Raw genomic sequence first — 24,747 nt, forward strand, 5'->3', positions numbered from 1 at the left:
CAGACCCACCTGAAAGCTAAAAAACCGTATCAGAGCGCGGCAGATGGCCGCAGGCATGCTCCGTATCTGATCCGCGTAAATCGAGTTTTCCTGAGTCTGTTTTGTTTCCGACTGGGTTTCTACAGTGCATCCCATGCCAGACCGGGTGGCCTGGCAAGACTCTGCATGGATGAACTGACCATGAGCACAGCAACAATCGGACAGGCCTACAACTACAAGGTCGTCCGCCAATTCGTCGTGGCTACCATCGTCTGGGGCGTGGTGGGCATGGCCATGGGCGTGTGGATCGCCTCGCAACTGGTATGGCCCGAGATGAACCTCGACCTGCCGTGGACCACCTTCGGCCGCTTGCGTCCGCTGCACACCAGCCTGGTGATTTTTGGCTTTGCCGGCAGTGCGCAATTCGCCGCCAGTTACTACGCGGTGCAGCGTACCTGCCAGGTGCGGCTGTACTCGGACACGCTCGCGGCGTTCACCTTCTGGGGCTGGCAATCGGTGATCGTGATCATGTTGATCACCCTGCCGCTGGGCTACACCACCACCAAGGAATACGCCGAGATCGAGTTCTCCGGCGCCGTGTGGATGACCGTGGTGTGGGTCGCCTACGCCATCGTGTTCTTCACCACCGTGGTGCAACGCAAGACCAAGCACATCTACGTCGGCAACTGGTTTTTCGGCGCGTTCATCGTGGTGATCGCCATGCTGCACGTGGTCAATCACCTGTCGATTCCGGTGGGCTGGTTCAAGTCCTATCCGGTGTATTCCGGGGCCACTGACGCCATGGTGCAGTGGTGGTACGGGCACAACGCGGTGGGCTTTTTCCTGACCACCGGGTTCCTGGGGATGATGTATTACTTCGTGCCGAAACAGGTCGGTCGGCCGGTGTATTCCTATCGGTTGTCGATCGTGCATTTCTGGGCGCTGATCACCCTGTACATCTGGGCCGGTCCGCACCACTTGCACTACACCGCGCTGCCGGACTGGGCGCAGTCCCTGGGCATGGCGATGTCGCTGATCCTTCTCGCGCCGAGCTGGGGCGGGATGATCAACGGCATGATGACGCTGTCCGGCGCCTGGCATAAGTTGCGCACCGACCCGATCCTGCGCTTCCTGGTGTTGTCGCTGGCGTTCTACGGCATGTCCACGTTCGAAGGGCCGATGATGGCGATCAAGACTGTGAACGCCCTCTCCCACTACACCGACTGGACCATCGGCCACGTTCATGCCGGCGCACTCGGCTGGGTGGCGATGATCACCTTTGGCGCGATCTACCACATGGTGCCGAAAGTCTTCGGTCGCGAGCAGATGTTCAGCACGCCGCTGATCAACCTGCACTTCTGGCTGGCGACCATCGGCACGGTGCTGTACATCGCGTCGATGTGGGTCAACGGCATCACCCAGGGCCTGATGTGGCGCGCGATCAACGATGACGGCACGCTGACCTATTCCTTCGTCGAAGCCTTGCAGGCCAGCCATCCGGGGTTTGTCGTGCGCTTTACCGGTGGCGTGTTCTTCCTCAGCGGCATGTTGCTGATGGCCTACAACACCTGGCGCACCGTGCGGGTGGCGGACGTGTCCATGGCCGAGCGTGAAGCGCAGATTGCGTGAGGTTTGAGATGATCGAGATGATGTTGAATCTGTTTGGGGTCGTCGGGTTTTGGCTGGTGATCGAGTATTGCTTGAAGCATCAGACGGCCGAGAGCCTGGAGGATGCGAGCCTGATGCCATTCGCCGATGACCCGGAGGTGGCGCGGCGGGTGGAATTGGCGACGGGGAAGAAGGTGAAGGCGGTGGCGCCGGAAGAGGCTAAGCCGGGGTGGGGGAATATAGAAATCTGATACACCACCAATCCACTGTGGGAGCGGGCTTGCTCGCGAAGGCGTCCGTTCAGTCGATAAACATGTCGCCTGACACTCCGCCTTCGCGAGCAAGCCCGCTCCCACAGGGTTATGCGTTAGCCGCGCTCGCGCGGAATCAGGCTCTGCAACTGCTGCGCCAGGAAGTTCGCATCAAACGCGAAGGTATCCGGGTCTTTCAACCCGTTGGTCTTGCGCCACTGCCAGCTATTAGACGGCGGCAGGCACACCAGGGAGATGCTGCCGTAACGCGCAGCGGTCAGGCCCATCACCGCCAGGGAAATCTGGCCACCGGCGCCCATCACATCCGGCACGAACTCCACCGGTTTGCCGGCAATCACCACCGTCAGTTTCTCGGTCTTGAAGGTCGAGGTCTCGACCGGCACGCTTGGCCCGGACGCGACGTAGGCTTCGCGGCTCACCTCCAGCAAGTTCGGCGCCTGGACCGGTTCCAGCCAGTGCTGGATCTGATCGAACAGCTCACCAATGCGCGTCGCCCACACGGCCGATTGCGATTCAAACAATTGCTTCTTGTGCGCTTCGCTTTCTGCGTAGTGGCGAAGCATCTCGCCCAGTTGCTGTACGTTGTCCATTGCGGTGTTCCTTTGGTTGAAGCGGTGCTGCGGACTTTGAGCATGGCAGATGCCAGCGCCCGGCGTACGACTAAAAGCGCGAGCGGTACTGGCTGGGGGTCATGGCCAGGTGTTTGCGAAAGGCGCCGCCCATATGCGACTGATGGGCGAAGCCTGCATCGAGAGCGATGCTGGCCAGGGGCAGATCGGTTTGCTCGATCATGCGGCGAGCCGCCTGGAGCCTGACTTCGATCAGGTAGGCGTGGGGCGTGAGGCCGATGGTGCGGGTGAAGTCGCGCAGAAACCGCAGCTCGTTGTGGCCATAAGTGGCGGCCAACTGCTCCAGGCTCAGGGGTTGATGGAACTGTTCGGCGATTTGATCGAGGACTCGGGTGAAAGCCTTGGGAGGGGTCCGGGAATCGACTTGCACACTCGCCTGCCCCACCAACTGCAATGCCGCTTGTTCGAGCGCCAGACTGTCTGGTTGCGGATTGAGCATCAAGCGGCGCAATGTCCGGGCCAGCCCCAGCGCCTGAACGTGCCCCGGTGACTGCACCCGATGGTTAACCGCAGGCAGATGTTGCCGGGCGAACGGTTCGTCCAGCCGCAGCAACAAGTATTCACCGCCACTGGCCGACTCGGAAAACACTTCCACACCGACCGGTGTGTGCGCCAGCACGCCGGGCAGCGTGTCGAAATCCACCCGGTGGTCGGAATCGATGGCGTGCACGCCTTGCTGGCGCTCCAGGGTCACGCCGAGCGTGTGCCATTGCGCCGGGTCCCGGGCGCTGTAGGCGGCGCGCGGCAGCAGGTACAGGCCGATTTTATCGCCCAGCAGACGTTGGCTCAGCATGTGAAATTTCCTGATAGATCGAAGCGCGGATCCACGGGAGACTCTCTATCAAAGGGTTGCCAACAAAACAGGAGCACAACATGCGCACCATCGGCCTGATCGGCGGCATGAGCTGGGAGTCCAGCGCCGAATACTATCGCCTTATCAATCAGCAGGTCCGGAACCGCCTCGGGCCGCTGCGTTCGGCGCAATTGCTAATGTACAGCGTCGACTTCGGACCTGTCGAACAGGCCCAGCATGCCGGGCGCTGGGACGATGCAGCGGCGATCCTGGTGGATGCCGCCTGCAGGCTGGAGGCCGTTGGCGCCGAGTGCGTGGTGTTGTGTACCAACACCATGCACAAAGTGGCCGGGCAGATTCAGGCAGCGATCGGCATTCCGTTCCTGCATATCGCTGACCCGACCGGTCAGGCGGCAGTCGATGCCGGGGCGATGAAAGTCGGGTTGCTGGGCACCGCGTTCACCATGGAGCAGGATTTTCTCAAGGATCGCCTGAAGGCCATGGGATTGACAGTGCTGGTGCCGGAGACCGAGGAACGCCAGGCCGTGCACCGGATCATCTACGACGAACTGTGCGTCGGCGTCATCAGCGAGGCGTCGCGCCGGGTCTACCAGCAAGTCATCGAGTCGCTGACCCAGCGTGGCGCCCAGGCAATCATCCTTGGCTGCACGGAAATCGGCCTGCTGATCAAACCCGAACACAGCGCCCTGCCCCTGCTCGACACCACCGAACTGCATGCGCAGGCGGCGGTGGCGTTTGCCTTGGGCGACTGACTCAACCGGCCTTGGGCGTGGCACGCAGGCGCGCCATGCTCAAGGCATCCACCAGCACGCCGTCACGCACGGCGTAGTCGCGAAACAGGCCTTCGTCTTCGAAACCGAACTTGCGGTACAACCCGATGGCTGCGGCGTTGTCGGCGTACACCGAGAGTTCGACCCGGCGCAGGTTCATCCAGTTGTCCGCAATATCCAGCACCGTAGCCAGCAATGTCGAACCGACACCCTTGCCCTGCCATTCCCCGGCGACGCCCATGCCAATGCTGCCGGCGTGGCTGCGGCGGATCCGCGAGAACTGTTCCAGCCCGATGCTGCCAATGACCGCGCCCTGATACAGCGCCACCAGTTGCACCACCCGCTCGTTGTCCGGCATCAGGCGTTTGCGCCAGACTTCGGTGGACTGAAACGGCATTTGCAGGACCTGACGGGTCACGGACGGATCGTTGTAGAGCGCGGTGATGCCGTCGATGTGGGCTTCGCTGAGGCGTTGAATGGTGATGCCGGGGTCGGTGGTGGGCATGGTGATTCTTCCTGGAGTGGCCGCTCACTCTAAACCGCGATCTACCTGCGTGGCGAGATCCAATCATGTGGGAGCGGGCTTGCTCGCGAAGGCGGTGGGTCAAGCAATATCAATGTCGACTGAAACACCGCTTTCGCGAGCAAGTCGAATCGTCGCACCGCCGCTCCCACAGGGGATTTGGGTTGGTCACAAATACTGCATTCTCTGGAGATCCAGTGTGGGAGCGAGCCTGCTCGCGAAGGCGGTGGGTCAAGCAATATCAATGTCGACTGAAACACCGCTTTCGCGAGCAGGCTCGCTCCCACAGGGGATATGCGTCAGCTTTCGAACCAGTCCCGCCGCTCATGGAAGGTGTGGCGGATCAGTTCGGCAAGTTCCTGCACTTCAGTCTGCCGCCGGGATTCGGCATTCACTGCGAGCCATGCCTGGCGCCGCATCGGTTCGCTGAACAATCCCGGCAGCGCAATCAGCGCACGGTCGAAACGGCTGATGTAGTTGGGCAACAGGCCGATGCAGGCGCTGCACCGAATCATTTCCAGCATCAGTTCGTAGGATTGCAACTGCACGACCCCGGCCAGGCGTTGTTCCACCAGGCGATTCCAGGGCCCGAAGCTGTCGATCTGGCGGTCATGCTGCCAATGCACCAGCATGAAGTCCGCGAGGTCATCGAGGCTGTCCGGCCGGGACGTGACCCGTGAATAGCGTTTGGCAATGTGCGGGAAATAGTCCAGTTGCGCCAGGCGTTGCGGCTCTTCGATGGCAAATGTCGGGCCGGGCAGCGGCGAATCGCCGTTCCCCAGCCACAGCACCACATCGGCGCTGACGGCTTGCAAGGCGAGTTCGCTGTCCAGCGAAATGATCTCCAGGCGCACGCTGGCATTGCGCCGCAGCAGCGCGATCAGGTCGCGGCCTAGAATGTCGTGCAGCAGCGACTCGGCCACCGCGAGGCGGATCAGCGGCTGTTCGACCAGTGGCAAAGTGCGTTCATGGGCCAGCGCGATCAGTTGCGCATGCAGTTGCAGGCCTTCGCGGCTGAGGCTCAGGTTGCTGCCCTGAAAATTGAACAGGGAGCGCTGCACCTGCGCCTCCAGTTTCGCCAGTTGCTTGCGCAGCAACGTCGTCCTGACGTTGAGGCTGCGCGCGGCCTGCATGAAACAGCCGCAACGGGCGCTGACCATGAAGTACTGCACCACCTCGGCCTCGATCCCGGCCGCCAGCGCCAGCCAGGATTCGGATTTCGCCTCGGGGTAGCGGTAATCGCTCGTGTTCTGAGCTCCTGCGGGTTCTACAAATGCCATCGATGACTCCCTGTCGTGCTTATTCGTCAAGCGTCCTTTGCTGATTGTTACCGGAACATTGCTGCACTTGTGTTTCAGGCTCAGGAATAAACCGGCCATGCGTCGACAATCCTGCCGCTCCGCACCGCCAGCAGATCACCAAACTGCAACAAAACTGACTCGGTCTGGGTCGGGCGCAAAAAAACTTGATCCTCCACCGCCAGGCCCACCGCGCTGGAGCCGTTGACCATTTCCTGGTTGGAACTGCGGCCGTACACCCCGTTGCTCTGCAAACCCTGGGGCGATTCGAACTCGGCCATCCAGTTGCCGCCATAAATGAAAAACGTCTCGCGCTGATTGGCGTCCCACCATGAGAACAGCTTCGACTTGCCGTCCAGCGCCGGAATGTTCACCGCCCCGGTGCTTTTCAATACGGGCGTGGCGATGTACGCCGCCGGCACATGATCCACCAGTGACGGCAAATCGTAATGCGTCGGCTTGAGCATCGCCGTGCCCACCGACACTTCGCTGCTCAGGCTTTCCTGCTCGTGCATGCGATAACTCGGGCTGCCGGCGGTGTTGAGCGTCAGCCCTTCGCGCCATAGACCAGGATATTGCTGACGGGTGAAATCGACGCAGCGGTTGTAGATCACCATGACCTTGGCGAACAGTTCCTCGGGCGAGCCGAGAATCCCCGGCACGCCCATGCCGACGAACGGGTCGTAGCCCATGAACCCGGCGAACTCCAGGTGTTGCGGGTTGGCGCTGATCAGGGTCAGCATCTGCCCGAGCACGCCCACCTCGCTGACGCCACCGCGATGCAGGCCGACGTCCAGTTCGATATTGACCCGCAATCGCGTACCCAACCCTTGCGCGAGGGCCAGGTATTGTTGAAGTCGCTCGGGGGTATCGAGCAACCACTGCAACTGTTTCGACGGGTCGAACGACCCTTTGTGGGTTTGATAAAACAACTGCGCCGAACGCACCGGCAGCGGTTTGCCCAGCAGGATGTCGGCGTCGGGAAACTGCATGGCGTCATGGTTGAGAAACGGCTGGTGAAACGACATCAAGCGCTTCGTCCCCGCACGCTGGGCGATGTACGTCAGCAGCCCCGGCGCCGGCAGGGATTTCTCCACCAGACGCAAGTGCTTGCCGCCACGCTGGACCGATTGCATCACCACGTCGATGTTGTGATCGAGGCGGTCCAGGTCGATCAACATCACCGGGCGCATCGGGCCGTGATCCTTGAGCTCACGGTTCAGCCCTCGGAAATAGTCGTCGTAGGGACCACCCCGATCCCCCGGCCGCAGCCACGCGCCAACCCCCACCAGCAAGGCGCCAACACCCAAAGTCCCGAGCAGGAAATTGCGACGATTCACGGTCATCAGTTCACCCCCAGAATCGACGTCAAATGCGCGTTGAGAAACTTGCCGCTGGGGTCCAGCGCCTGGCGCACCTCAACGAATTCCCGCCAGCGCGGGTAAAGCGGCTGCAGGTTTTTAGCATTCAAGGTATGCAACTTGCCCCAGTGCGGCCGTCCGTTGTACTTCCAGAAGATCGGCTCGACGGCGGCGAAGAAGTTGTGATGGTCCATCTGGTAATGCTGATGGACCGAAATCGAGCAACTGTCGCGGCCTTCGAACATGCTCAGGGGAATGTCGTCAGCTTTCACGTAGCGGTACTCAATGGGAAACCAGGTGCGCAGGTCCTTGTCCTGAATCAGCTTGAGAATCTCGCGCAGGCAGGCCGGACCATATTCCGCCGGCACCGAATATTCCATCTCGTTGAACCGCACCGTACGCACGTTGGCGTAGATGTCGAACGAGTCGCCGACCCGGTCATCGAAACTCGCGAGGTGGCGCAGGTTGTTGAGCAACGTGCGGCGCAGGTCGGGAAAGTCGCTGCCGTACTTGTCGATCTTCTCGATCAGGGTCACGAACTCGTTACCGCCCTCTTCGTCCGCCGGGATCGGTGGCGTGGCCGGGTCGGTGGTTTCGTTGAGGGCGATCGACAGGGCGTAGTCGGAATGGGTCACCACGAGCATTTCCCAGTGCTGGTTTTCCCGGGTGTTCTTGTCGAGGTCTTCCAGCAACTCTTCGGTCTTGGCGATCCACTGGCGTTCTCGCAGGCGATAGGCCGGTCGGTTTTGCAGGCGGATTCTGGTCGCCACACCCAAGGCACCGAGGGACACACGGGCGGCGTTGAACACTTCGGGATGACGGCTGCTGTCGCAGTCCAGCACCTCGCCGCTGGCGGTCACCAGTTGCAAGCCGCAGACGTGGGCGGAATAGGATTGAAAGGTTTTGCCGGTGCCGTGGGTCGAGGTGGAAATCGCCCCGGCCAGGGTCTGGTAGTCGATGTCGGCCATGTTTTGCAGGGCCTGGCCGATGTCTTTCAACGGTGTGCCCATGCGTGACATCGGCGTGCCGGCGGCGAACTCGGCCTGCAAGGTGTTGGGGTCGTGGTCGAGCAATCCGGTGAAGTAGCTCAGGGACAACAGCGTGCCGTCGGTGGGCACCAGGGCGCTGAAGGAATGGGCCGAGCCGACCGGGCGAATCTTGCCCGACGCCTGGCGGATAACCTGGGTCAGTTCATCGAGGTTCTTTGGTGCCAAGCGCGCCGCCGGCAGGCAACTCTGGCCACCCGACCAGTTGCGCCAGGGAATCAATCGCGGTGCGCGCAGCAGTTCGGCCAGTGCCGGGCTGGAGCCGAGGGCGGTGAAGGCGCCGATGACGCTCGCCCGTTGCAGTAACTGACGTCGAGTCAGGTCCATTGTCATGAAGTGCACCTGCCGTTCTTATTGTTGGATGGACTGACCAGACATAAACGAAATCAGCGCGAGGAATTCTTCCTCCGAACACTGCATGCACAGGCCCATCGGCGGCATGCCGTTGTAGCCGTTGATCGCGTGATCGAGCAGCGTGTCGGCGCCCTGCTGCACGCGCGGCTCCCAGGCTTTTTTATCGCCGGTCAGCGGCGCGCCGGCGGCAGGGTTGGCATGGCAGAGCTGGCAGCTGTTGGCGTAGACCTGGGCCAGTGCGGCGTCGCCGGGGGCTGCGTTGGCGGCTTCATTGCGAGTGGCCAGGGGGTTGGGCGCTTCGCCGCAACCGCTGAGCAACGTGGCGACGATCAGAAACGCCGCGTACCTGTTTGTCGGCATAGCCGTCCTCTCGTTGAGTGCTCCGGCCAGCCGGGGCACATTGTTATTGTGATCAAGGAGAGGCCACGTTAAGCCAGGCACGTCGCGGGGTTGAGGGCATTGCGGGACATTAAGGGGGGCTTCTGAGGCCACCGAAAAACCCTGTGGGAGCGGGCTTGCTCGCGAAGGCGGTGTGTCTGGCGATTCAATATTGGCTGTGCCGCCGCTTTCGCGAGCAAGCCCGCTCCCACAGGGATCCGGTCTTGTCGTCTATCTTGAATAAGCAACGCTCACCTGAGATGGGTCATGACAAGCGAGGCCCAGGTCTGCTAAAACGATTCATCAACGCCTTACCGAATCCAGACGGGGTAGCGACATGACCACAGCACACATCCTTGGCAATCTGTTTCCCGACAGCAGCGACATCCCGGAAAAATACCGCCTCGACGGCCAGACCGAGCAGCGCGAATACCTGGTCGATGGTCAATTGCGGACGTGGGACGGCCCCCTCGCCCAGGTGCGCAGCCCGGTGTACCTGACCGGCGAGAATGGCGACGAACAAGTGATCCTCGGCAGCACGCCGCTGCTGGATGCCGAAACCGCTTTGACCGCCCTCGACGCCGCCGTCCGCGCCTACGACCGTGGCCAGGGCCTGTGGCCGACCATGCGCGTGGCCGAGCGTATCCAACACGTCGAAGCCTTCCTCGGGCGCATGCGCCAGCAGCGTGAGGCGGTGGTGAAGTTGCTGATGTGGGAAATCGGCAAGAACCTCAAGGACTCGGAAAAAGAGTTCGACCGCACCTGCGATTACATCGTCGACACCATCAACGCCCTCAAGGAACTGGACCGCCGCTCCAGCCGTTTCGAACTGGAGCAGGACACCCTCGGCCAGATCCGCCGCGTACCGCTGGGCGTCGCTTTGTGCATGGGGCCTTACAACTATCCGCTGAACGAAACCTTCACCACGCTGATCCCGGCGCTGATCATGGGCAACACCGTGGTATTCAAACCGGCCAAGCTCGGCGTGCTGCTGATTCGGCCGCTGCTGGAAGCCTTCCGCGACAGTTTCCCGACCGGCGTGATCAACGTGATCTACGGCAGCGGTCGCGAAACCGTCAGCGCGCTGATGGCCAGTGGCAAGATCGATATCTTTGCGTTTATCGGCACCAACAAGGCTGCCAGCGACCTGAAGAAACTCCACCCGAAACCCCACCGCTTGCGCGCCGCCCTGGGCCTGGATGCGAAGAACCCCGGCATCGTGCTGCCCGAGGTGGATCTGGACAACGCCGTCAGTGAAGCGCTGACTGGCTCACTGTCATTCAATGGCCAGCGTTGCACGGCGCTGAAAATCCTCTTCGTCCACGAAGACGTGGTCGAGTCGTTTATCGAGAAATTCAACGCCAAACTCGCCACCCTCAAACCCGGCATGCCGTGGGACAGCGGCGTGGCCCTGACGCCGTTGCCGGAAGCGAGCAAGGTGGATTACCTGCATTCGCTGGTGGCGGATGCGGTCAGCAAAGGCGCGACAGTGGTTAATCCCAATGGCGGTGAGGCGCGCGCGTCGTTCTTCTATCCGGCGGTGCTGTACCCGGTGAACCCGCAGATGCGCGTCTATCAGGAAGAACAGTTCGGCCCCGTGGTGCCGATCGTGCCGTACCGGCATCTGGACACGGTGATCGATTACGTCCTGGAATCGGACTTCGGTCAGCAGTTGAGTATTTTCGGCACCAACCCAGTGGCGGTTGGCCGACTGGTCGACACCTTCGCCAACCAGGTCGGGCGTATCAACATCAACGCCCAGTGCCAGCGCGGCCCGGACACCTTCCCGTTCAACGGTCGCAAAAACTCCGCCGAAGGCACTTTGTCGGTACATGATGCGTTGCGAGTGTTTTCGATCCGCACACTGGTGGCGACCAAGTTCCAGGACAGCAACAAGGCGCTCATCAGCGAGATCATTCGCGGACGGGATTCGAGCTTCCTGACCACCGATTACATTTTCTGAGGAGAGCCGATCTGAGAGCCTATCGCCTGCCACCGTTGATGCGCCGACTGCTGCGTCCGTTACTGGACCCGTATCGGCGTTATCGCAATGCCCGGGTGATCCACGCGGTGCGGGTTTCCCTGGGGTTGTTGGCGACGATCCTGCTGACCACCGGCATCCACCTGCCACACGGCGAGTGGGCGTCGGTGACCATGCTGGTGGTGATTGGCGGTTTGCAGCACCACGGCAACATCGGCAAGAAAGCCGCCGAGCGGGCGATCGGCACCTTGATCGGTGCCGGGGTCGGCTTGCTGCTGGTGGCGCAACAGGCCTGGCTCGGCATGCCATGGCTGACTTATTTTGCGATGTCGGTGGTGTGCGGGTTTTTCTCGTACCACGCCATCGGCAAGGGCGGCTACACGGCGCTGCTGTCGGCGATTACTGTGTTTATCGTTGCCGGGCATGGCGATAACCCGGTGACTGACGGGTTGTGGCGCGGGGTCGATATTCTGATCGGCATCGCCCTGGCCCTGGCGTTTTCCTTCGCCCTGCCGCTGTACGCGGTGTTCTCCTGGCGCTACAACCTCGCCGATGCCTTGCGCGACTGCGCGACCATTTATGGACGCATCATCAACGGCCAACCGGTCACTGATGACGAACATCTCAAACTCATGGGCCGCTTGAACGCGGTGATGGTGCAACTGCGCTCGCTGATGCCATCGGTGTCCAAGGAAGTGCGGATCTCCATGACCGAACTGGATGCCATTCAACGCAATCTGCGCATGTGCATCAGTACCCTGGAGATCCTCGGCAATACGCGACCGGACACCAGTGATCCGGCCGCCATGGCTCATTTGCAAACCGCATTGAAGGCTGAACACCGGCAGATTCGCGTGCAATTGATCGGCATGGCCCGGGCGTTGAAGTCCGGCGCGTCCCAGCGACTCAACCGGCCGGTGGAGTTGCCGGACGCCAGCCTCGACGCGCCGGTCTACAGTCCGCTGGACGGCTACCGGTTATTGACCCGGCAACTGGCCGCCAATATCGGCGACATGCGCCAGCGCCTGGCCAAGACTGCGCCGCGCTGGAACCTCTGAGACTTATTGCGTGGCCACTCGACGCAGTTTCAGGACCCAGCCTTGTTGCATACCGGCGGCGGCCAGCAGGATCGCCGCCACGCCAAGCCATTGCAGCAGTTCCAGGCGATGGCCGAACGCAAACCAGTCAACGAAGATCGCCGCAATCGGGTAGATAAACGACAGTGCGCCGGTCAGTGCCGTCGGCAGTTTCTGGATGGCCCCGTAGAGCAGCACATACATCAAACCGGTGTGCACGATGCCCAGCGTCACCAGGCTGGCCCAGGCGCTCGGTGCTTGAGGCAAGGCCGAAAAATGCGCAAATGGCGCGAGCAACAGCACGCCTGTGCAGACCTGGATTAACGCGATCAGGTGCGGCGGAGTGCCGGTCAGGCGCTTGATGATCAACGCGGCAATCGCGTAGAGGAACGCCGCACCCAGCGCCAGGCCGATCCCCATCAGGTAATCGTTACCGCCGGCGCCCTGCTCGCCATGGGCGCTGACAATCGCCAGCATCCCAAGGAACGAAACACCCAGCCAGAACAGCTTCTGCAGGGTGATTTTCTCGCCGAGAACCAGCGCGGCCAGACCGACCAGCATGAACGGCTGAACGTTGTAGACCGCCGTCCCGATGGCAATCGATGCGCGGGAGTAGGAGGCAAACAGCAACAACCAGTTGCCGACAATCGCCCCGCCGCTAAGCACCGCCAGCAGGAACGTGGTGCGGGTCAGAATGCCCGGGCGCAGGAAGCCGAAAGCGGCGCAGATCAGCAGCAAGGTGCCGGCACCGAATACGCAGCGCCAGAACACCACGTCCAGAACCGGTTGCCCGGACACCAGCACGAACCAGCCGATGGTCCCGGAAATAAGCATGGCGGCGGTCATTTCAAAAGAGCCGCGACGTAGTGTTTTGTCCATTTCAACCTCCTGTGCTTGAGGCCAAATTATGCCAATCGGCTGAGGGCCTTCTCCAGCGCAAAAATCAGGCTAAACTCGGTTTCTGCCTTTTTTATCGAGGCCGTTTTGTCTAACTGCCTAATTGAGGTTTCGCCATGACCGACGATATAGATCAAGTGCTGATCGGCGCATTGATGGAAGACTCACGGCGTTCGCTCAAGGCCCTGGCGCAAATCAGCGGCTTGTCATCGCCCAGCGTTGCGGAGCGCCTGCGTCGCCTTGAGGAGCGCGGTGTGCTCAAGGGCTACACCGTCGAAATTGATCCAAAATGCTTCGGCTATCAACTGCAGGCGATTGTGCGCATTCGCCCGTTGCCGGGGCAATTGCAGGAGGTCGAACGGCAAATCCAGGCCATCCCGGAATTCACCGAGTGCGACAAGGTCACTGGCGATGACTGCTTTATTGCGCGCCTGCATGTGCGCTCGATGGAACAGCTGGACACCCTGCTCGACCGCCTCAACACCCACGCCGAAACCAACACCGCGATCGTCAAGAAAACCCCGGTCAAGCGCCGATTGCCGCCCATGGCGTGAGTGCTGTTTGATAATGAATAGGATAGATTGAGTGTTTTCCGGCGAAGGATTGGCGGTATGAAAACTCAGGCGATGGTATTGGCAGCATTGATGCTCGCGGGTTGCGGCACTGTGCAGACGGTGGTGCGCAGCGACGAAGCGGCTGCGAAAAGCCTCAAGGAGCGCAAAAGTTACTGCGGCGCTGTCCCGCGGATCTACAGCGGCGTGACTTATGACTTCTGTTATCTGAATGCGCCGCTGGAAAGTGGCATCGATGCGCAGACACATACCACCGTTCCGGTCGTTGTGCTGGTTGATGCGGTCGTTTCCGGCGTGGCTGACACCCTGCTACTGCCCTACACCGTCTACCGACAGCAAGCCGATGGCAGCATCATCGTTAACGAGTGACCCCGAATCGCAGACAATAAAAAACCCGCCGAAGCGGGTTTTTTTATTACTCAAGGCTTGCGATCAATCGTCGCGGCTCATGATGCCGAAGATCTGCAACAAGCTGATGAACAGGTTGTAGATCGATACATACAGGCTGATGGTTGCCATGATGTAGTTGCGCTCACCGCCGTGAATGATGGCGCTGGTCTGGAACAGAATGCAGACCGAGGAAAACAGCACGAAACCTGCGCTGATCGCCAGTTGCAGCCCGCTGATCTGGAAGAAGAAGCTCGCCAGCGTCGCGCCCAGCAACACGAAGAACCCGGCGGTGATGAAACCACCCAGGAAGCTCATGTCCTTGCGCGTGATCAGTACATAGGCCGACAGACCACCAAACACCAGCGCAGTCATCGCGAAAGCGGAACTGACCACTTCTGCCCCGCCCTGCATGCCCAGGTAACGGTTGAGAATCGGGCCGAGCAGGAAACCCATGAAACCGGTCAGGGCAAAGGCAGATACCAGGCCCCACGCCGAGTCACGGAGTTTGTTGGTCAGGAAGAAAAGGCCATAGAAACCGATCAGCACCACAAAAACGTTCGGGTAACCGACACGCATCTGCTGAGCGACGAACGCCATCACACCGCTGAATGCGAGCGTGAGAGCGAGCAAGCCGTACGTGTTGCGCAGGACGCGGCTAACCTCTAGCTGCTCAGCCTGCACGCTGTTATTAACTGCGTAATCCTGTTCGCGCATGGCGACACTCCTGTTGGTTTGAAACGTTCAGTCGCAAAGATCATAACAGACGCTCTGTAACAAGCCATGCGGAGAGTTTGACAGTGTGTTTCATTCAGGTATTATGGCGCCCGCAACGCAAACGGAGGTGTGGCCGAGTGGTTTAAGGCAACGGTCTTGAAAACCGTCGACTGTAACAGGTCCATGAGTTCGAATCCCATCGCCTCCGCCATCTTGAATACGTTAGAGCCCTGATTAGTCAGGGCTTTTTCGTTTCTGGGGTTTGGTGGAATCGTCCCCGCCCAGCATGTGTTCCATAACTATTTTGCAACCTTTCCATAACTCAGCTTGTTTTGACCTTCTTCCGGCGTCCTGCCGAACACTCAATTCCCTATATGTGTCACGACATTTCCACTGCTACGCTGAACTCAAAATTGAGGATTCGCGACGCCACGTCCAGGCCGATGGCACGGTGAATATTCACGACTAGAGTGCTGCCGGACAAGCCAGCTTACGGGGGCAATCCTCAGGATTCAACGCAACATCCAGTACATGACGAGCACTACGACAGACACCCAGACAAGCATGATAAGAAAAGAAAGGCCGGCGAGTGGTTTGTCCATGGAATCAGGTCAGTTCCACGCTTGGCAGGACTAAAAAAAATTAACAATTAATTTCCAGGCACCGCTCTACGTCAGTATTATAGCGGCCTTGTTCGAACCATCACCGTAGCGGTTAAAGTATGTCAAGGAAGAACCCATGAGAGCTCGTGTCATTTCTGCTGCATGTCTGCTGTCGTTAACCGCTTATTCCGCTTGCGCCATCTCGGCCTCAGAGGATTACTACGCAGCCTATTCGATAGAAAGCGTTGCGGGCGACATGCCGATACGCAACGTAGTAGTGAAGAGAGTTGGCGAATACTTCACATCCTATCTCGGCTTTCAGTTCGACTGTACCAACCAAACGCTTAGCCAAACCGGGTTCTTCAGCTCTCCGGAATCCGTCCTCCGAGAACTGGCCAGGACAAAACCATCCGACGGCAGCTATAGCTTCATGACTGACCGGGCGCGCGCAAAAGCCTGCGACATCGATACCTCGGAAACTGTCAGCGACGCCGCTCAGCACCCCAAGACGACATAAGCCTGCTCGCTCGCCAGCGCACTTGAGTATGTCGGCGAGCAGCATTGCAGTACGGGAATCTGCCGCGTTTAGCGGCAGAGCACCGGCGAACTGAACACGAAACGGCCCCTTCGGAGTCGAGTTAAAACCTGGCAAAATCAATGGCAGATTTTGCTTCGGCAGCACGTTCGTCGACTACCTCGCTATTTGGGGCCGACTGCATGACTTCCATCAAAGAAGTCCACTTCAGATATGCATGGCTTACCGCGACGTAGCCCGGTGGTGGTGACTTGCTTCCATCGTAGAAATGCTCGAAGTAATAGTTTTCGACAATGGGCACTGATCTTCGACTGCAATTCTCCATTCCTCCGCGCTCTGACCGCAACCACAAGCATCGGCTCAGCGATTTATCCATCAAGTTCAAGAGATTCACGTCAGGAGGTCGGGAGGCGAAGATAGTGTTTATCATCTCCTCTTCGTAGCTCAGCTTTTCCTGATCCTTGGCATGGAGCTTCTTCGAAAACTCTCTGCCTATCCGCAAATCCTCAGGTGTTTGCTCTATCCATTTTGGCTGGCATCCACTTAGAAAAACTGCAGCAGAACAGAACAACATTACTTTGAGCATTTGCTCTTCCTTGGCTGAACACTGAGCCAAATCCTACAATACCTGTCGCATCCGGTCACGGAGTGGAGCGAAGTTAGCAGGTGACTTCCGCTAACGACCCGCGCCTGCCAACTCCTTCAGAAACTGATCAATCAGCGTATTTACTTTATCCAGCGGCCAAGTGCGCTGTTCGTTCAATCAGCACACATTCAGTCCCTCGAATGGCCCGCGCGATGGCTTGGGTTTCGCTGACCGCGCAGGTACGCTCTTCTTTCCCCGCCGCCACCAGACAGGCGACAGCGTCATGAATGACCAAAAACCGGCAACCATCGCCGAAAACCCGCACTGCCCTGTCGTGCCAACGGACACCAGGCAAAGTCCCAAGGAGCGGGAGGAAACTCATCCTCTTCAGCCTCCGCGCCAGTTAAAGAACCAGGCGCAACTTTCCAGTCAAACACTTTCATCGATAACGGTTGCCAAACCACGACAATCCCTTGTGCCTGGCTGTCATCGGTATGTATCCAGCGTGCGGCAGCAGCAACCATGAACGATTCAATATGTTCTGCGTTGATATGAGCCTTATAGACAGAACCCAGTAACCAGCGACACACACTGAGATGGTAAGCCCAGTTCAGCGGCGGATGATTGCGATAGGCCCACTTCATGAAGTTGCGAAACAGGTTCAAGCCATCCGGAGGGTCGAGTTTCAATAATCCGGGACAGACGTCGAACAAGGTATGCCAGTAAGGCAACAACCGGGCATCCAGGTTTACAAAACAGCGTGCATTACTTGGGAAATCTGGAAACGGCAGCAAAAAATCCATATGACTGCTGACGCGAGCAGTGCCTGGAAGAGTGATACGAGACATGAGGTGGTGCTTCCCACAAGAGCCAAACGGCACTCACCGGGAGCCATGACGAATGGCCATCCGGTGAAAACGGTTAAAAGATCGGTAAGCGACGACTGATCGCTGACAGGCTTAAACCTGAGGGGAAGCGCGGGGGTTGGCCGAGGGCCAGGAATAGCGAGGCGGTGCCTTGCAGCGAACTTCGCGGTTGGGTCGTAGCAGGCGCCTGACGCTAAGCAAGCCGATCAGGCAAAACAGGAAAACCACGCTCAATGTGGCCGCTGAGCAGATCGGACAGGCGAGACTTCCACTTAAACCGCTAACCGACTGATCGGTGAATTCCGTGGTGTGGCTCGGCTGCTTGTCGCCAAGGGAAGAACAGAACTGACCGCCGACACCATTAAGCTCAAGCCCGGTCATCTGCCCATGGCCTAAACCGCAGGCAAACACATTGAACAGGACGCAAAAATATAACGTCCAGGCAACGAGTGTGCGGTCTGATGAAGTCAGTTTCATGCGGGTGACATCAACATCGAAGAATCCGCGATTGTAATTCGACTTGCGTATCGCAGGCTGAGAAAACACCGGGATCATCGCTCAATAACTGCGACAGAACGCCGCAGGAATTCCGGAAGATGCGCGTCTACAAGGCGAATGCCATGACTGCGTCAGAATGTCGCAAGTTATATCGAGTCCCTGGAATGGTTAGACTTCTTCACCCGGTTTGACCGGCATGAATCATCGACGCCCTGTCAGGGTTAATCATCCGTTCGGGCTCACCAGAAGGTCTAGTAGAACATGAGTGTTTTGTTGACCCGCCGCAAGGTGGTTGCAGGTATCAGCTTGTTCAGTCTCGGCCTCCTCGCCGGCTGCGACAACAGCGTCAGCCTGTCGTACAAATACGGCAAGGACCTGAGCGACAAGATCCTCGGGCGCACATTCAAGTTGAAAGACTCCGAAGGCAACCTGACAACGCTCTCGAGTTTTCGAGGCCTGATGCCGATGATTTTCTTCGGTTTCACCCAGTGCCCGGCGGTATGCCCCACCGCCCTGGCGCGCGCAGCGCAGATCAAGAAACTGATGGGCAAGGACGGGGATATTCTTCAGGTCATCTTCATCACGCTGGACCCGGAACGGGACACGCCTGCCGTGCTGGATGCCTACGTTAAAACGTTTGATCCCTCGTTTGTCGCGCTCCACGGAACACTGGAGGAAACGGCAAAAACGGCCAAAGAGTTCGGCGTGTTCTATGAAAAAATCCCGAGCGGTTCCACCTATACCCTTTCTCACACAGCGACCAGCTACGTGTATGACACCCGGGGCAGATTGCGCCTTGGTTTATCCCCTTCCCTTTCGGCACACGAGTGCACGGAAGACTTGTTGACCGTCATGGAGGTCTGCTGATGAACTCGAATGCCATTAACACCCGCATCAATGCACGCCTGAAACAGAGCGTGCTGGGGCTGGCGCTGCTGGGTCTGGCGTTTCAGGTTTGCGCCCAGACTCAAGTAGACGACGCCTGGGTTCGCGCCACCGTTGCAGGCCAACAAGCGACCGGGGCGTTCATGACGCTCACGGCGAGCAGTGACAGCAAACTGCTCAGCGTGCAGTCACCGGCAGCAAAAACGGTGCAAATCCACGAGTCGACCATGAAAGACGACGTGATGCGCATGCAACCCGTCGAGTTCGTCGCCTTGCCTGCGGGGAAAGCAGTCACGCTGGATCCTCACAGCTATCACGTGATGCTTATCGACCTGACAGGCCAGGTCAAAGAAGGCGACAAGGTGCCGCTGACCTTGACCGTTGAGAATGCCAAAGGTGAGAAAGAGGTGATCGAAGTCGAGGCTCCGGCACGAGCACTGAACCAGGCGGACGCTCACTCAATGCATTGAGGTAACGACCCCTATCACAATATCCCCCGGCCTCCAGGGCCGGGACCGCTTCAACGCTTGCAATCCCCTCTATTCCCCCTTCTTGCGCCAGGTTTTGGTCAGCTGCTGACTAAGTCATCGTTGCCCAAACGTCATGTTCAATCATGGGACTTCCTAGAACAGGATGTGCCAACGCCCGGAACTACCGGGCGTTGGTCAAGTTGAAAACGTCGTGATCCGGTGGTTTAGCCGGGCATTGCTTCGCGACTGAAGGCGTCCAGCTCCCGCACCAGGCTCTGCGCTGCCAACATCACCAGTGCGCGACCTTTTTCTGGCGACGCCAGGGACGGGTCCGAACCCATGCGGCCATCGGGATGGCGTGCGCGAAAGTCCATCGCTTCGCGGATCGGGCCCCAAGGGGCGATCTGTGGCGAGTATTCAGCGGACTTGATCGAGTCGGGGTAGGCCCACTGCGTGACCGCGATTTCGGACGGTGTGGCATGCACGCCGTGCCCCGTAGGGAATTGCTCCCGCGCCAGTTCCCCTACCCCCTCCAGGTCCCACCAGTTGCACAACTTCAGCGCGAACCCTGCCGGGCGTCGAGCGAAGCTGGCTTCGGCATAGAGCTCCGAGAACGCCGCTTCAATCGATGCGACGTTGCCGTCGTGGCCGTTGAGGAAGAGGATTTTTTCAAACCCGTGAGCGGCCAGCGAACGCACCCAGTCGCCAATCGCCGCGATGAAAGTCGATGGACGCAACGAGATGGTTCCGGGGAACCCGAGATGGTGCTGGGCCATGCCGATATTGAAGGTCGGAGCGATCAGGATGTCGGCGTTTTTTTGCGCCTCACCGGCAATGATTTCCGGGCACATCCAGTCGGTCCCCAGAAGACCGGTTGGACCGTGTTGTTCGTTCGAGCCGATCGGGATCACGATGGTGCGGCTGCGTTGAAGAAATTGCCCGATCTCGGCCCAGGTCGATAGGTATAGAAGCATTTGAGTCCTCTCTTTTAAAGGGTTCCTTGCGGAACACGATAGATGAAGCGGGAGATGGCTGATCAACCCGCACTGTATTCAGGCACCGCACCGTCACGGGTCTTCGGCTTTGTGGACATGATCACCAACGCGGCGCATAGAAAAAACGCAGCCTACGATAACAATGCCAAGGTTCGCGCTGCCGGTTGCCGTTTTTGCCCAGCCAATCACCGCTGGCCCCCAGAAGCCGCCGGAAAGACCGATGGTATTAATCAAGGCGATGCCGCCCGCCGCCGCCTCGCCCTTGATGTGTTCGGAGGGCATTGCCCACAACACGGTATAAGCCATGAACATCATGGCCGTTGCCAGGGTCAACAGCACCAGTGCGGCCATCAGGTTACCGTCTGCAAAGGGATACAGGAGCAGCAGGACCGCGCCGATGCCCGCAGGCACTGCGCAGTGATAGCGCCTTTCGCCAACCCGGTCGGATCGACGCCCGATCCAGTACATGCCGATGGCGGCGGCAACATAGGGAATCGCGGCGTACCAGCCGAGCTGCATGGTGTCGTTGATGCCCTGGGCCTTGAGGATGGCCGGCAGCCAGAAACTCATGGCGTAGATCGAGAAGATGATGCAGAAATAAGCGGAGGCCAGGATGTAGATTTTCGGGTCGCGCAACACCGCACGGAACGAATGGACACGCCCGGTCGATTCGCCCAGCTCACTGGCCAGCAATTCCTTCTCTTCAACACTCAGCCAGCGCGCCTCGACGGGTCGATTGGAAAGAGTGAAAAAGGTCAGCACCCCGAGCAAGACGCACGGCAGGCCTTCAATCAAAAACATCCACTGCCAGCCGGCCAGACCGCCAACGCCTTGGAATGTGGTGATCAGCCACGCAGACAACGGCCCGCCCACAATGCCGCCAATCGGGCCGGCGATAAACACGATCGCAATGGCCCGCGCCATACGCTTCGGACCGTACCAGCAGGACAGGTAATAAATCATGCCCGGCGCGAAACCGGCTTCGAACACACCCAGCAGAAAACGCATCGCATAAAACATCGGCACGTTGCGCACGAACAGCATGCAGGCCGAGGTGATGCCCCAACACACCAGAATGCGGCTGAAGGTTTTCCGTGCACCCACCTTCGGCAGCATCAGGTTGCTCGGCAACTCGAACAACACATACCCCAGAAAGAAAATACCCGCGCCCGCACCATACGCCGCATCGGACAGGCCAAGGTCACTTTGCATCTGCAGTTTGGCAAAGCCGACGTTGATCCGGTCTAGGTACGCGAATACATAACAAATGAACAGGAGTGGCAGCAGCCGCCAACTGAGCTTGCGGTAGAGAGCAGAAATGGCATCACTTCGTGCCGGTGTCTGGAAAATTGACATGCGAATCTCCGGTTATTCTTGTTGGTCTGCGGTTGTGCCAAGGAATGTTGCACCGGCACCACGGACCCAGCAAGAGCAACTAAGTTCGTGTATCGTTGCTCTCCAGGCAACACACAATTTCTGGAGGGAGTCCCCGGCATGCGTGAAATCAACCAACAACGGCTGAGGTATTTTCACGAGGTGCTGACCCACGGCTCGATTCGTGGCGCGGCCGACAGTATCAACACCTCGCCCTCGGTAATCACCCGCCAGATCAAACTGCTGGAAGAGGAACTCGGCGCGAAACTGTTCGAGCGTCAAGCCCGCGGCGTGCAGCCCACCGAAGCCGCAGTGCACTTGCTGGAGTTCTGGCGCGGCTATCGATCACACCAGGAAAAGCTTGAAGATCAGCTGCAAGCGATCAAGGGCCTGCAGCAAGGCCAAGTGCGCGTCGTCATCAGTGAGGGCTATGTCGATGCGTTGGTCGATAACGTGCTCGCCCCGTTCTGCAAACAGTACCCGAAGCTCGATATCAGGCTGGACATCCTGCCCGTCGACGACGTCCTGAACGAAGTGGCCGAAAACCGTGCGCATATCGGCCTTGCCTACAATCCACCGCTGCATTCGCAAATCGATTTTCGCGCGACGTCTGCGCAACCGGTGATGCTGTTGGTGCGTCCGGATCATCCGTTGGCAATAAGAGGAGGAATGGCAACCGTCGCGGATCTGCTCACCTGCCAACTGGTGTTGACGCCCACCACTTTCGGTATCGGGCATGCGATCAAAATGCTCGAGTATGCCGAGAAAATCGAGATTCGCCCGGCGCTCGTCAGCAACTCCCTCGCGGCGCTCAAGCGTATGGTCGCGGACGGCGACTTTGCCTCGTTGCTCGGTGAATTCGCGGCTTATCGGGAAATCGCCAACGGCAGCCTCGCGGCCGTTTCGATCGATCATCCGTTGTTTTCCGCAGTGGAGGCGAAACTGCTGGTGAAGTCCGGCCGACCGCTAGCCGCACCTGCTCAGGAGTTGCTGAACTGGATGCTGCAGCGCTTGCCAATGTTTGCGTCTGCCCCTGGGTAACCGGGCCTGAGCAGAGAAAAACAAAATCCCCATGTGTTTCCTTCGTTCTTACTAACGTCGCAGTTCTTCACTGCCCGTTCCTGTACGTCTGGAGTTTCCCCATGCCCTCGCCCAAATCCCTGCCCGCCGCGCTGCTGGGCCTGGCCCTCGTTTGTCCGGCCATGGCCGAAGCCGAAGGCCTGGAGCTTGGACAAGTGCTGATCGGGGCTGAGGATCTGAGCGGTGAAGACGCCTCGGTGGAGAATGCCAAGGCCCGGCTCGCCGAAGTCCCTGGCGGCACCAATGTGGTTGACCTGCGTCGGCCATTGCAGGGCCGCGTGGCCAACAATCAGGACGTGTTGGCTTATCAGCCGGGGGTGTACGCCCAGTCGGCGGGGAATGAAGGGGTGAAGGTTTCGATTCGCGGCTCGGGCATCAACCGTGCGCCGGGCGCCCATGCTTCGGGGTTGTACGCGATGCTCGACGGCCTGCCACTGACTGGCCCCGGCGGCACGCCGTATGAATTGCTGGAACCGCTGTGGCTCGACCATGTTGAAGTGCTGCGCGGCGCCAACGGTTTCGACCGCGGTGCCCTGGCCTTGGGCGGGGCCATCGATTACGTCAGCCACACCGGCTACGACGCACCGAAGTTGCAGGTGCGCTACGCCATGGGCAGCCACGGTTATCAGCAGCGCCAGGTCAGCTCCGGGCAGGTGCTGGGCAACTTCGACTACTACGTGTCCACCACCGACGCACGGGCCGACGGCTATCAGGATCACACTGCCAGCGAGAGCCAGGGCGTGATCGCCAACTTCGGTTATCGCTTCAACCCGAACCTGGAAACGCGTTTCTACCTGCGCTATCGCCAAACCGACAACGACCTCGCCGGGCGCGTGACCAAGCATTCCATCGAACATGATCCCCGCGCCGCCAACCCCGCTTATGTGTCACGGGACGACCGCCGCAAGCAGCCCGGCAGCACCTTTTTCGGCAACAAGACCACGTACTACATCGATGACGATTCGAGCATCCAGACCGGCCTTGTCTACCACGACTATCCGATGGATTTACGCGAAGGGCCAAACCGTCTGAAGGTGGCCTACACGGATGTCAGCGGCACGTTCGACTACAAGCGGCGCGACACACTTTGGGGCCTGGAAAGCCGTAGCACCGTGGGTTTGCGCGTGACCAAGCACCTGCCGAATGACGGCGCCAGTGAGCGGGTGCGCATCCCCACCGGCAACACTGCCGGCTACGCACCGGGCACGCCTATTCGCAACTTCACTTATCAAGGTTCGGACACGGTCCTGCATGTGGGCAATGACCTGGAAATCGCCGACGACCTGTGGCTGACCACCGGACTCGCCGCGATCTACACCCGCCGCGAAAGCGCCGTGACCTATCCGCAAGACGGCGGCAAGACCAGCCAGAACGATTGGGACTACGCCCCGCGCCTGGGTCTGCGCTATCAGCTGACACCCGACCTGCAACTGTTCGGCAATCTCAGTCGTTCGGTCGAAGCGCCACACCCGTGGTCGCTGATCTACAGCTCCAACATTCGATTCCCGGCCGGCAGCGGTGTCGCAACCGGCGCCCAGCGCGATCCGATCAAGCTGCAAAACCAGACCGCGACCACCCTGGAACTCGGCGGTCGCGGCGACAGCACGATCGGGCAATGGAGCCTGGCCTGGTACTACGCTCAAGTGCGCCACGAATTGCTCTCGGTGTTGCCGGACGCCAACGCCATCACGCCCTACGAACTCAACGCCAGCCCCACGGTGCATCAAGGTGTGGAGGCCAGCCTGCAGAGCAATCTATGGTCCCGGGACGACGGCGGCCAGTTGAGCCTGCGCCAGAGCTATACCTTCAGCGACTTCCATTACCGCGACGACGATCGCTTCGGTGATAACCGCTTGCCGGGCCTACCGATGCACTATTACCAGGGCGAATTGCGCTACGACTGGCCCCAGGGTTTCTTCACTGCGCTCAACACACAGTGGGTGTCCAAGGTGGCAGTGGATTACGCCAACAGCTACGACGCCGACCCTTACGCCCTGTTCGGCGCGACCCTCGGCTACAACGCCCCCAAGGATGACTGGCAGACCTGGCTGGACCTGCGCAACCTGACCAACAAGCACTACGCCGCCACCGTCACGCCGGGCTACGACGACAAAGGCCAGGACGCCGCCCGGTCAACGCCGGGGGAAGGCCTGGCAATGTATGTCGGGGTGTCGTGGAGTCTGCGCTGAGTCGG

The 24,747-nt window shown here is 59.6% G+C and carries 25 protein-coding genes, 1 tRNA gene and 1 pseudogene; 13 read left to right on the plus strand and 14 right to left on the minus strand.

The annotated features are described in order from the left end of the window. Positions 1-180: 180 nt before the first annotated feature. Together ccoN and ACIQY3_RS10410 are read left to right on the plus strand one after the other, a co-directional pair. Positions 181-1,608, plus strand: coding sequence for a cytochrome-c oxidase, cbb3-type subunit I (gene ccoN, locus ACIQY3_RS10405; protein WP_403019090.1), 1,428 nt, complete (start codon positions 181-183; stop codon positions 1,606-1,608). A gap of 8 nt (positions 1,609-1,616) precedes the next feature. Then, entirely contained in the window at positions 1,617-1,838 is a 222-nt protein-coding gene (locus ACIQY3_RS10410; protein ID WP_403019092.1) for a cbb3-type cytochrome c oxidase subunit 3, read from the plus strand. A 116-nt stretch (positions 1,839-1,954) separates the two neighbouring features. Here ACIQY3_RS10410 and ACIQY3_RS10415 read toward each other — a convergent pair whose 3' ends face one another. Beyond that, positions 1,955-2,449, minus strand: a complete 495-nt coding sequence (locus tag ACIQY3_RS10415) for a hypothetical protein (protein WP_403019094.1) — start codon at positions 2,447-2,449, stop codon at positions 1,955-1,957. Between the two features lie 70 nt (positions 2,450-2,519). After that, positions 2,520-3,281 (minus strand): helix-turn-helix domain-containing protein, encoded by a 762-nt coding sequence (locus tag ACIQY3_RS10420; protein ID WP_403019095.1) that lies wholly within the window; start codon positions 3,279-3,281, stop codon positions 2,520-2,522. A gap of 80 nt (positions 3,282-3,361) precedes the next feature. On the opposite strand from ACIQY3_RS10420, the gene ACIQY3_RS10425 reads away from it, so the two are divergent. Further along, positions 3,362-4,054, plus strand: a complete 693-nt coding sequence (locus ACIQY3_RS10425; RefSeq protein ID WP_403019096.1) for an aspartate/glutamate racemase family protein — start codon at positions 3,362-3,364, stop codon at positions 4,052-4,054. A 1-nt stretch (position 4,055) separates the two neighbouring features. Here the strand turns inward: ACIQY3_RS10425 and ACIQY3_RS10430 are convergent, their stop codons facing one another. From ACIQY3_RS10430 to ACIQY3_RS10450, 5 genes are all read right to left on the minus strand, one after another. After that, complete coding sequence (locus ACIQY3_RS10430; protein ID WP_403019097.1) at positions 4,056-4,577, minus strand: GNAT family N-acetyltransferase; 522 nt, start codon at positions 4,575-4,577, stop codon at positions 4,056-4,058. Positions 4,578-4,894: 317 nt separating this feature from the next. Continuing rightward, complete coding sequence (locus ACIQY3_RS10435) at positions 4,895-5,875, minus strand: LysR substrate-binding domain-containing protein (RefSeq protein WP_403019099.1); 981 nt, start codon at positions 5,873-5,875, stop codon at positions 4,895-4,897. An 80-nt stretch (positions 5,876-5,955) separates the two neighbouring features. Continuing rightward, a complete protein-coding gene (locus tag ACIQY3_RS10440) occupies positions 5,956-7,164 on the minus strand; it encodes a DSD1 family PLP-dependent enzyme (protein WP_403019148.1) in 1,209 nt (402 codons plus the stop codon). A 74-nt stretch (positions 7,165-7,238) separates the two neighbouring features. Beyond that, positions 7,239-8,633 carry a D-arabinono-1,4-lactone oxidase gene (locus tag ACIQY3_RS10445; protein WP_403019101.1) on the minus strand — a complete coding sequence of 465 codons (1,395 nt, stop codon included), beginning with the start codon at positions 8,631-8,633 and terminating at the stop codon, positions 7,239-7,241. 18 nt (positions 8,634-8,651) lie between these two features. Further along, positions 8,652-9,014 (minus strand): c-type cytochrome, encoded by a 363-nt coding sequence (locus ACIQY3_RS10450; protein WP_403019102.1) that lies wholly within the window; start codon positions 9,012-9,014, stop codon positions 8,652-8,654. A 355-nt stretch (positions 9,015-9,369) separates the two neighbouring features. On the opposite strand from ACIQY3_RS10450, the gene ACIQY3_RS10455 reads away from it, so the two are divergent. Further along, complete coding sequence (locus tag ACIQY3_RS10455) at positions 9,370-10,995, plus strand: NADP-dependent glyceraldehyde-3-phosphate dehydrogenase (RefSeq protein WP_054046534.1); 1,626 nt, start codon at positions 9,370-9,372, stop codon at positions 10,993-10,995. A gap of 38 nt (positions 10,996-11,033) precedes the next feature. Next, entirely contained in the window at positions 11,034-12,071 is a 1,038-nt protein-coding gene (locus tag ACIQY3_RS10460) for an FUSC family protein (RefSeq protein ID WP_403019104.1), read from the plus strand. Positions 12,072-12,074: 3 nt separating this feature from the next. Here ACIQY3_RS10460 and ACIQY3_RS10465 read toward each other — a convergent pair whose 3' ends face one another. Then, positions 12,075-12,968: a DMT family transporter gene (locus ACIQY3_RS10465; RefSeq protein WP_403019106.1), complete on the minus strand. Its 894-nt coding sequence runs from the start codon at positions 12,966-12,968 to the stop codon at positions 12,075-12,077. Between the two features lie 134 nt (positions 12,969-13,102). Between ACIQY3_RS10465 and ACIQY3_RS10470 the strand changes: the two genes are divergently transcribed. After that, on the plus strand, positions 13,103-13,540 hold the full coding sequence (locus ACIQY3_RS10470; protein WP_213938751.1) for an Lrp/AsnC family transcriptional regulator: 438 nt from the start codon (positions 13,103-13,105) through the stop codon (positions 13,538-13,540). Positions 13,541-13,597: 57 nt separating this feature from the next. Further along, complete coding sequence (locus tag ACIQY3_RS10475) at positions 13,598-13,927, plus strand: YceK/YidQ family lipoprotein (protein ID WP_403019108.1); 330 nt, start codon at positions 13,598-13,600, stop codon at positions 13,925-13,927. A gap of 63 nt (positions 13,928-13,990) precedes the next feature. Here the strand turns inward: ACIQY3_RS10475 and ACIQY3_RS10480 are convergent, their stop codons facing one another. Next, the gene (locus ACIQY3_RS10480) at positions 13,991-14,662 is read right to left on the minus strand and encodes a Bax inhibitor-1/YccA family protein (RefSeq protein ID WP_403019109.1); all 672 of its coding nucleotides are present in this window, start codon (positions 14,660-14,662) and stop codon (positions 13,991-13,993) included. 123 nt (positions 14,663-14,785) lie between these two features. Between ACIQY3_RS10480 and ACIQY3_RS10485 the strand changes: the two genes are divergently transcribed. Continuing rightward, positions 14,786-14,873: transfer RNA gene (locus ACIQY3_RS10485), tRNA-Ser, on the plus strand. 527 nt (positions 14,874-15,400) lie between these two features. Further along, positions 15,401-15,781, plus strand: coding sequence for a hypothetical protein (locus ACIQY3_RS10490; protein ID WP_403019110.1), 381 nt, complete (start codon positions 15,401-15,403; stop codon positions 15,779-15,781). A 121-nt stretch (positions 15,782-15,902) separates the two neighbouring features. Here ACIQY3_RS10490 and ACIQY3_RS10495 read toward each other — a convergent pair whose 3' ends face one another. From ACIQY3_RS10495 to ACIQY3_RS10505, 3 genes are all read right to left on the minus strand, one after another. Beyond that, positions 15,903-16,385: a hypothetical protein gene (locus tag ACIQY3_RS10495; RefSeq protein ID WP_403019111.1), complete on the minus strand. Its 483-nt coding sequence runs from the start codon at positions 16,383-16,385 to the stop codon at positions 15,903-15,905. 281 nt (positions 16,386-16,666) lie between these two features. Then, positions 16,667-17,233 carry a putative natural product biosynthesis protein gene (locus tag ACIQY3_RS10500; protein WP_403019113.1) on the minus strand — a complete coding sequence of 189 codons (567 nt, stop codon included), beginning with the start codon at positions 17,231-17,233 and terminating at the stop codon, positions 16,667-16,669. Positions 17,234-17,344: 111 nt separating this feature from the next. Next, positions 17,345-17,728, minus strand: coding sequence for a DUF2946 domain-containing protein (locus ACIQY3_RS10505; RefSeq protein ID WP_403019150.1), 384 nt, complete (start codon positions 17,726-17,728; stop codon positions 17,345-17,347). 282 nt (positions 17,729-18,010) lie between these two features. On the opposite strand from ACIQY3_RS10505, the gene ACIQY3_RS10510 reads away from it, so the two are divergent. Continuing rightward, the gene (locus tag ACIQY3_RS10510) at positions 18,011-18,616 is read left to right on the plus strand and encodes an SCO family protein (RefSeq protein WP_403019115.1); all 606 of its coding nucleotides are present in this window, start codon (positions 18,011-18,013) and stop codon (positions 18,614-18,616) included. Continuing rightward, entirely contained in the window at positions 18,616-19,104 is a 489-nt protein-coding gene (locus ACIQY3_RS10515) for a copper chaperone PCu(A)C (RefSeq protein ID WP_403019116.1), read from the plus strand. The genes ACIQY3_RS10510 and ACIQY3_RS10515 overlap by 1 nt, the downstream gene beginning before the upstream one ends. 224 nt (positions 19,105-19,328) lie before the next feature. Here the strand turns inward: ACIQY3_RS10515 and ACIQY3_RS10520 are convergent, their stop codons facing one another. Both ACIQY3_RS10520 and ACIQY3_RS10525 read right to left on the minus strand, forming a co-directional pair. Beyond that, the gene (locus tag ACIQY3_RS10520; protein ID WP_403019117.1) at positions 19,329-20,078 is read right to left on the minus strand and encodes a creatininase family protein; all 750 of its coding nucleotides are present in this window, start codon (positions 20,076-20,078) and stop codon (positions 19,329-19,331) included. A 62-nt stretch (positions 20,079-20,140) separates the two neighbouring features. Continuing rightward, a pseudogene (locus ACIQY3_RS10525) lies at positions 20,141-21,455 on the minus strand (MFS transporter). A 138-nt stretch (positions 21,456-21,593) separates the two neighbouring features. Here ACIQY3_RS10525 and ACIQY3_RS10530 point away from each other — a divergent pair. Both ACIQY3_RS10530 and ACIQY3_RS10535 read left to right on the plus strand, forming a co-directional pair. Further along, entirely contained in the window at positions 21,594-22,514 is a 921-nt protein-coding gene (locus ACIQY3_RS10530) for a LysR family transcriptional regulator (protein WP_403019118.1), read from the plus strand. 101 nt (positions 22,515-22,615) lie between these two features. Next, positions 22,616-24,742, plus strand: coding sequence for a TonB-dependent receptor family protein (locus ACIQY3_RS10535; RefSeq protein ID WP_403019119.1), 2,127 nt, complete (start codon positions 22,616-22,618; stop codon positions 24,740-24,742). Positions 24,743-24,747 lie beyond the last annotated feature (5 nt).

The sequence above is a fragment of the Pseudomonas sp. NPDC096950 genome (genome assembly GCF_044762525.1).
Lineage (GTDB): Bacteria > Pseudomonadota > Gammaproteobacteria > Pseudomonadales > Pseudomonadaceae > Aquipseudomonas.

Coding starts and splice junctions, on each gene's coding strand:
- ccoN (WP_403019090.1), top strand. CDS start 181: ATGAGCACAGCAACAATCGGACAGGCCTACAACTACAAGGTCGTCCGC.
- ACIQY3_RS10410 (WP_403019092.1), top strand. CDS start 1,617: ATGATCGAGATGATGTTGAATCTGTTTGGGGTCGTCGGGTTTTGGCTG.
- ACIQY3_RS10415 (WP_403019094.1), bottom strand. CDS start 2,449: ATGGACAACGTACAGCAACTGGGCGAGATGCTTCGCCACTACGCAGAA.
- ACIQY3_RS10420 (WP_403019095.1), bottom strand. CDS start 3,281: ATGCTGAGCCAACGTCTGCTGGGCGATAAAATCGGCCTGTACCTGCTG.
- ACIQY3_RS10425 (WP_403019096.1), top strand. CDS start 3,362: ATGCGCACCATCGGCCTGATCGGCGGCATGAGCTGGGAGTCCAGCGCC.
- ACIQY3_RS10430 (WP_403019097.1), bottom strand. CDS start 4,577: ATGCCCACCACCGACCCCGGCATCACCATTCAACGCCTCAGCGAAGCC.
- ACIQY3_RS10435 (WP_403019099.1), bottom strand. CDS start 5,875: ATGGCATTTGTAGAACCCGCAGGAGCTCAGAACACGAGCGATTACCGC.
- ACIQY3_RS10445 (WP_403019101.1), bottom strand. CDS start 8,633: ATGACAATGGACCTGACTCGACGTCAGTTACTGCAACGGGCGAGCGTC.
- ACIQY3_RS10450 (WP_403019102.1), bottom strand. CDS start 9,014: ATGCCGACAAACAGGTACGCGGCGTTTCTGATCGTCGCCACGTTGCTC.
- ACIQY3_RS10455 (WP_054046534.1), top strand. CDS start 9,370: ATGACCACAGCACACATCCTTGGCAATCTGTTTCCCGACAGCAGCGAC.
- ACIQY3_RS10460 (WP_403019104.1), top strand. CDS start 11,034: ATGCGCCGACTGCTGCGTCCGTTACTGGACCCGTATCGGCGTTATCGC.
- ACIQY3_RS10465 (WP_403019106.1), bottom strand. CDS start 12,968: ATGGACAAAACACTACGTCGCGGCTCTTTTGAAATGACCGCCGCCATG.
- ACIQY3_RS10470 (WP_213938751.1), top strand. CDS start 13,103: ATGACCGACGATATAGATCAAGTGCTGATCGGCGCATTGATGGAAGAC.
- ACIQY3_RS10475 (WP_403019108.1), top strand. CDS start 13,598: ATGAAAACTCAGGCGATGGTATTGGCAGCATTGATGCTCGCGGGTTGC.
- ACIQY3_RS10480 (WP_403019109.1), bottom strand. CDS start 14,662: ATGCGCGAACAGGATTACGCAGTTAATAACAGCGTGCAGGCTGAGCAG.
- ACIQY3_RS10490 (WP_403019110.1), top strand. CDS start 15,401: ATGAGAGCTCGTGTCATTTCTGCTGCATGTCTGCTGTCGTTAACCGCT.
- ACIQY3_RS10495 (WP_403019111.1), bottom strand. CDS start 16,385: ATGCTCAAAGTAATGTTGTTCTGTTCTGCTGCAGTTTTTCTAAGTGGA.
- ACIQY3_RS10500 (WP_403019113.1), bottom strand. CDS start 17,233: ATGTCTCGTATCACTCTTCCAGGCACTGCTCGCGTCAGCAGTCATATG.
- ACIQY3_RS10505 (WP_403019150.1), bottom strand. CDS start 17,728: ATGAAACTGACTTCATCAGACCGCACACTCGTTGCCTGGACGTTATAT.
- ACIQY3_RS10510 (WP_403019115.1), top strand. CDS start 18,011: ATGAGTGTTTTGTTGACCCGCCGCAAGGTGGTTGCAGGTATCAGCTTG.
- ACIQY3_RS10515 (WP_403019116.1), top strand. CDS start 18,616: ATGAACTCGAATGCCATTAACACCCGCATCAATGCACGCCTGAAACAG.
- ACIQY3_RS10520 (WP_403019117.1), bottom strand. CDS start 20,078: ATGCTTCTATACCTATCGACCTGGGCCGAGATCGGGCAATTTCTTCAA.
- ACIQY3_RS10530 (WP_403019118.1), top strand. CDS start 21,594: ATGCGTGAAATCAACCAACAACGGCTGAGGTATTTTCACGAGGTGCTG.
- ACIQY3_RS10535 (WP_403019119.1), top strand. CDS start 22,616: ATGCCCTCGCCCAAATCCCTGCCCGCCGCGCTGCTGGGCCTGGCCCTC.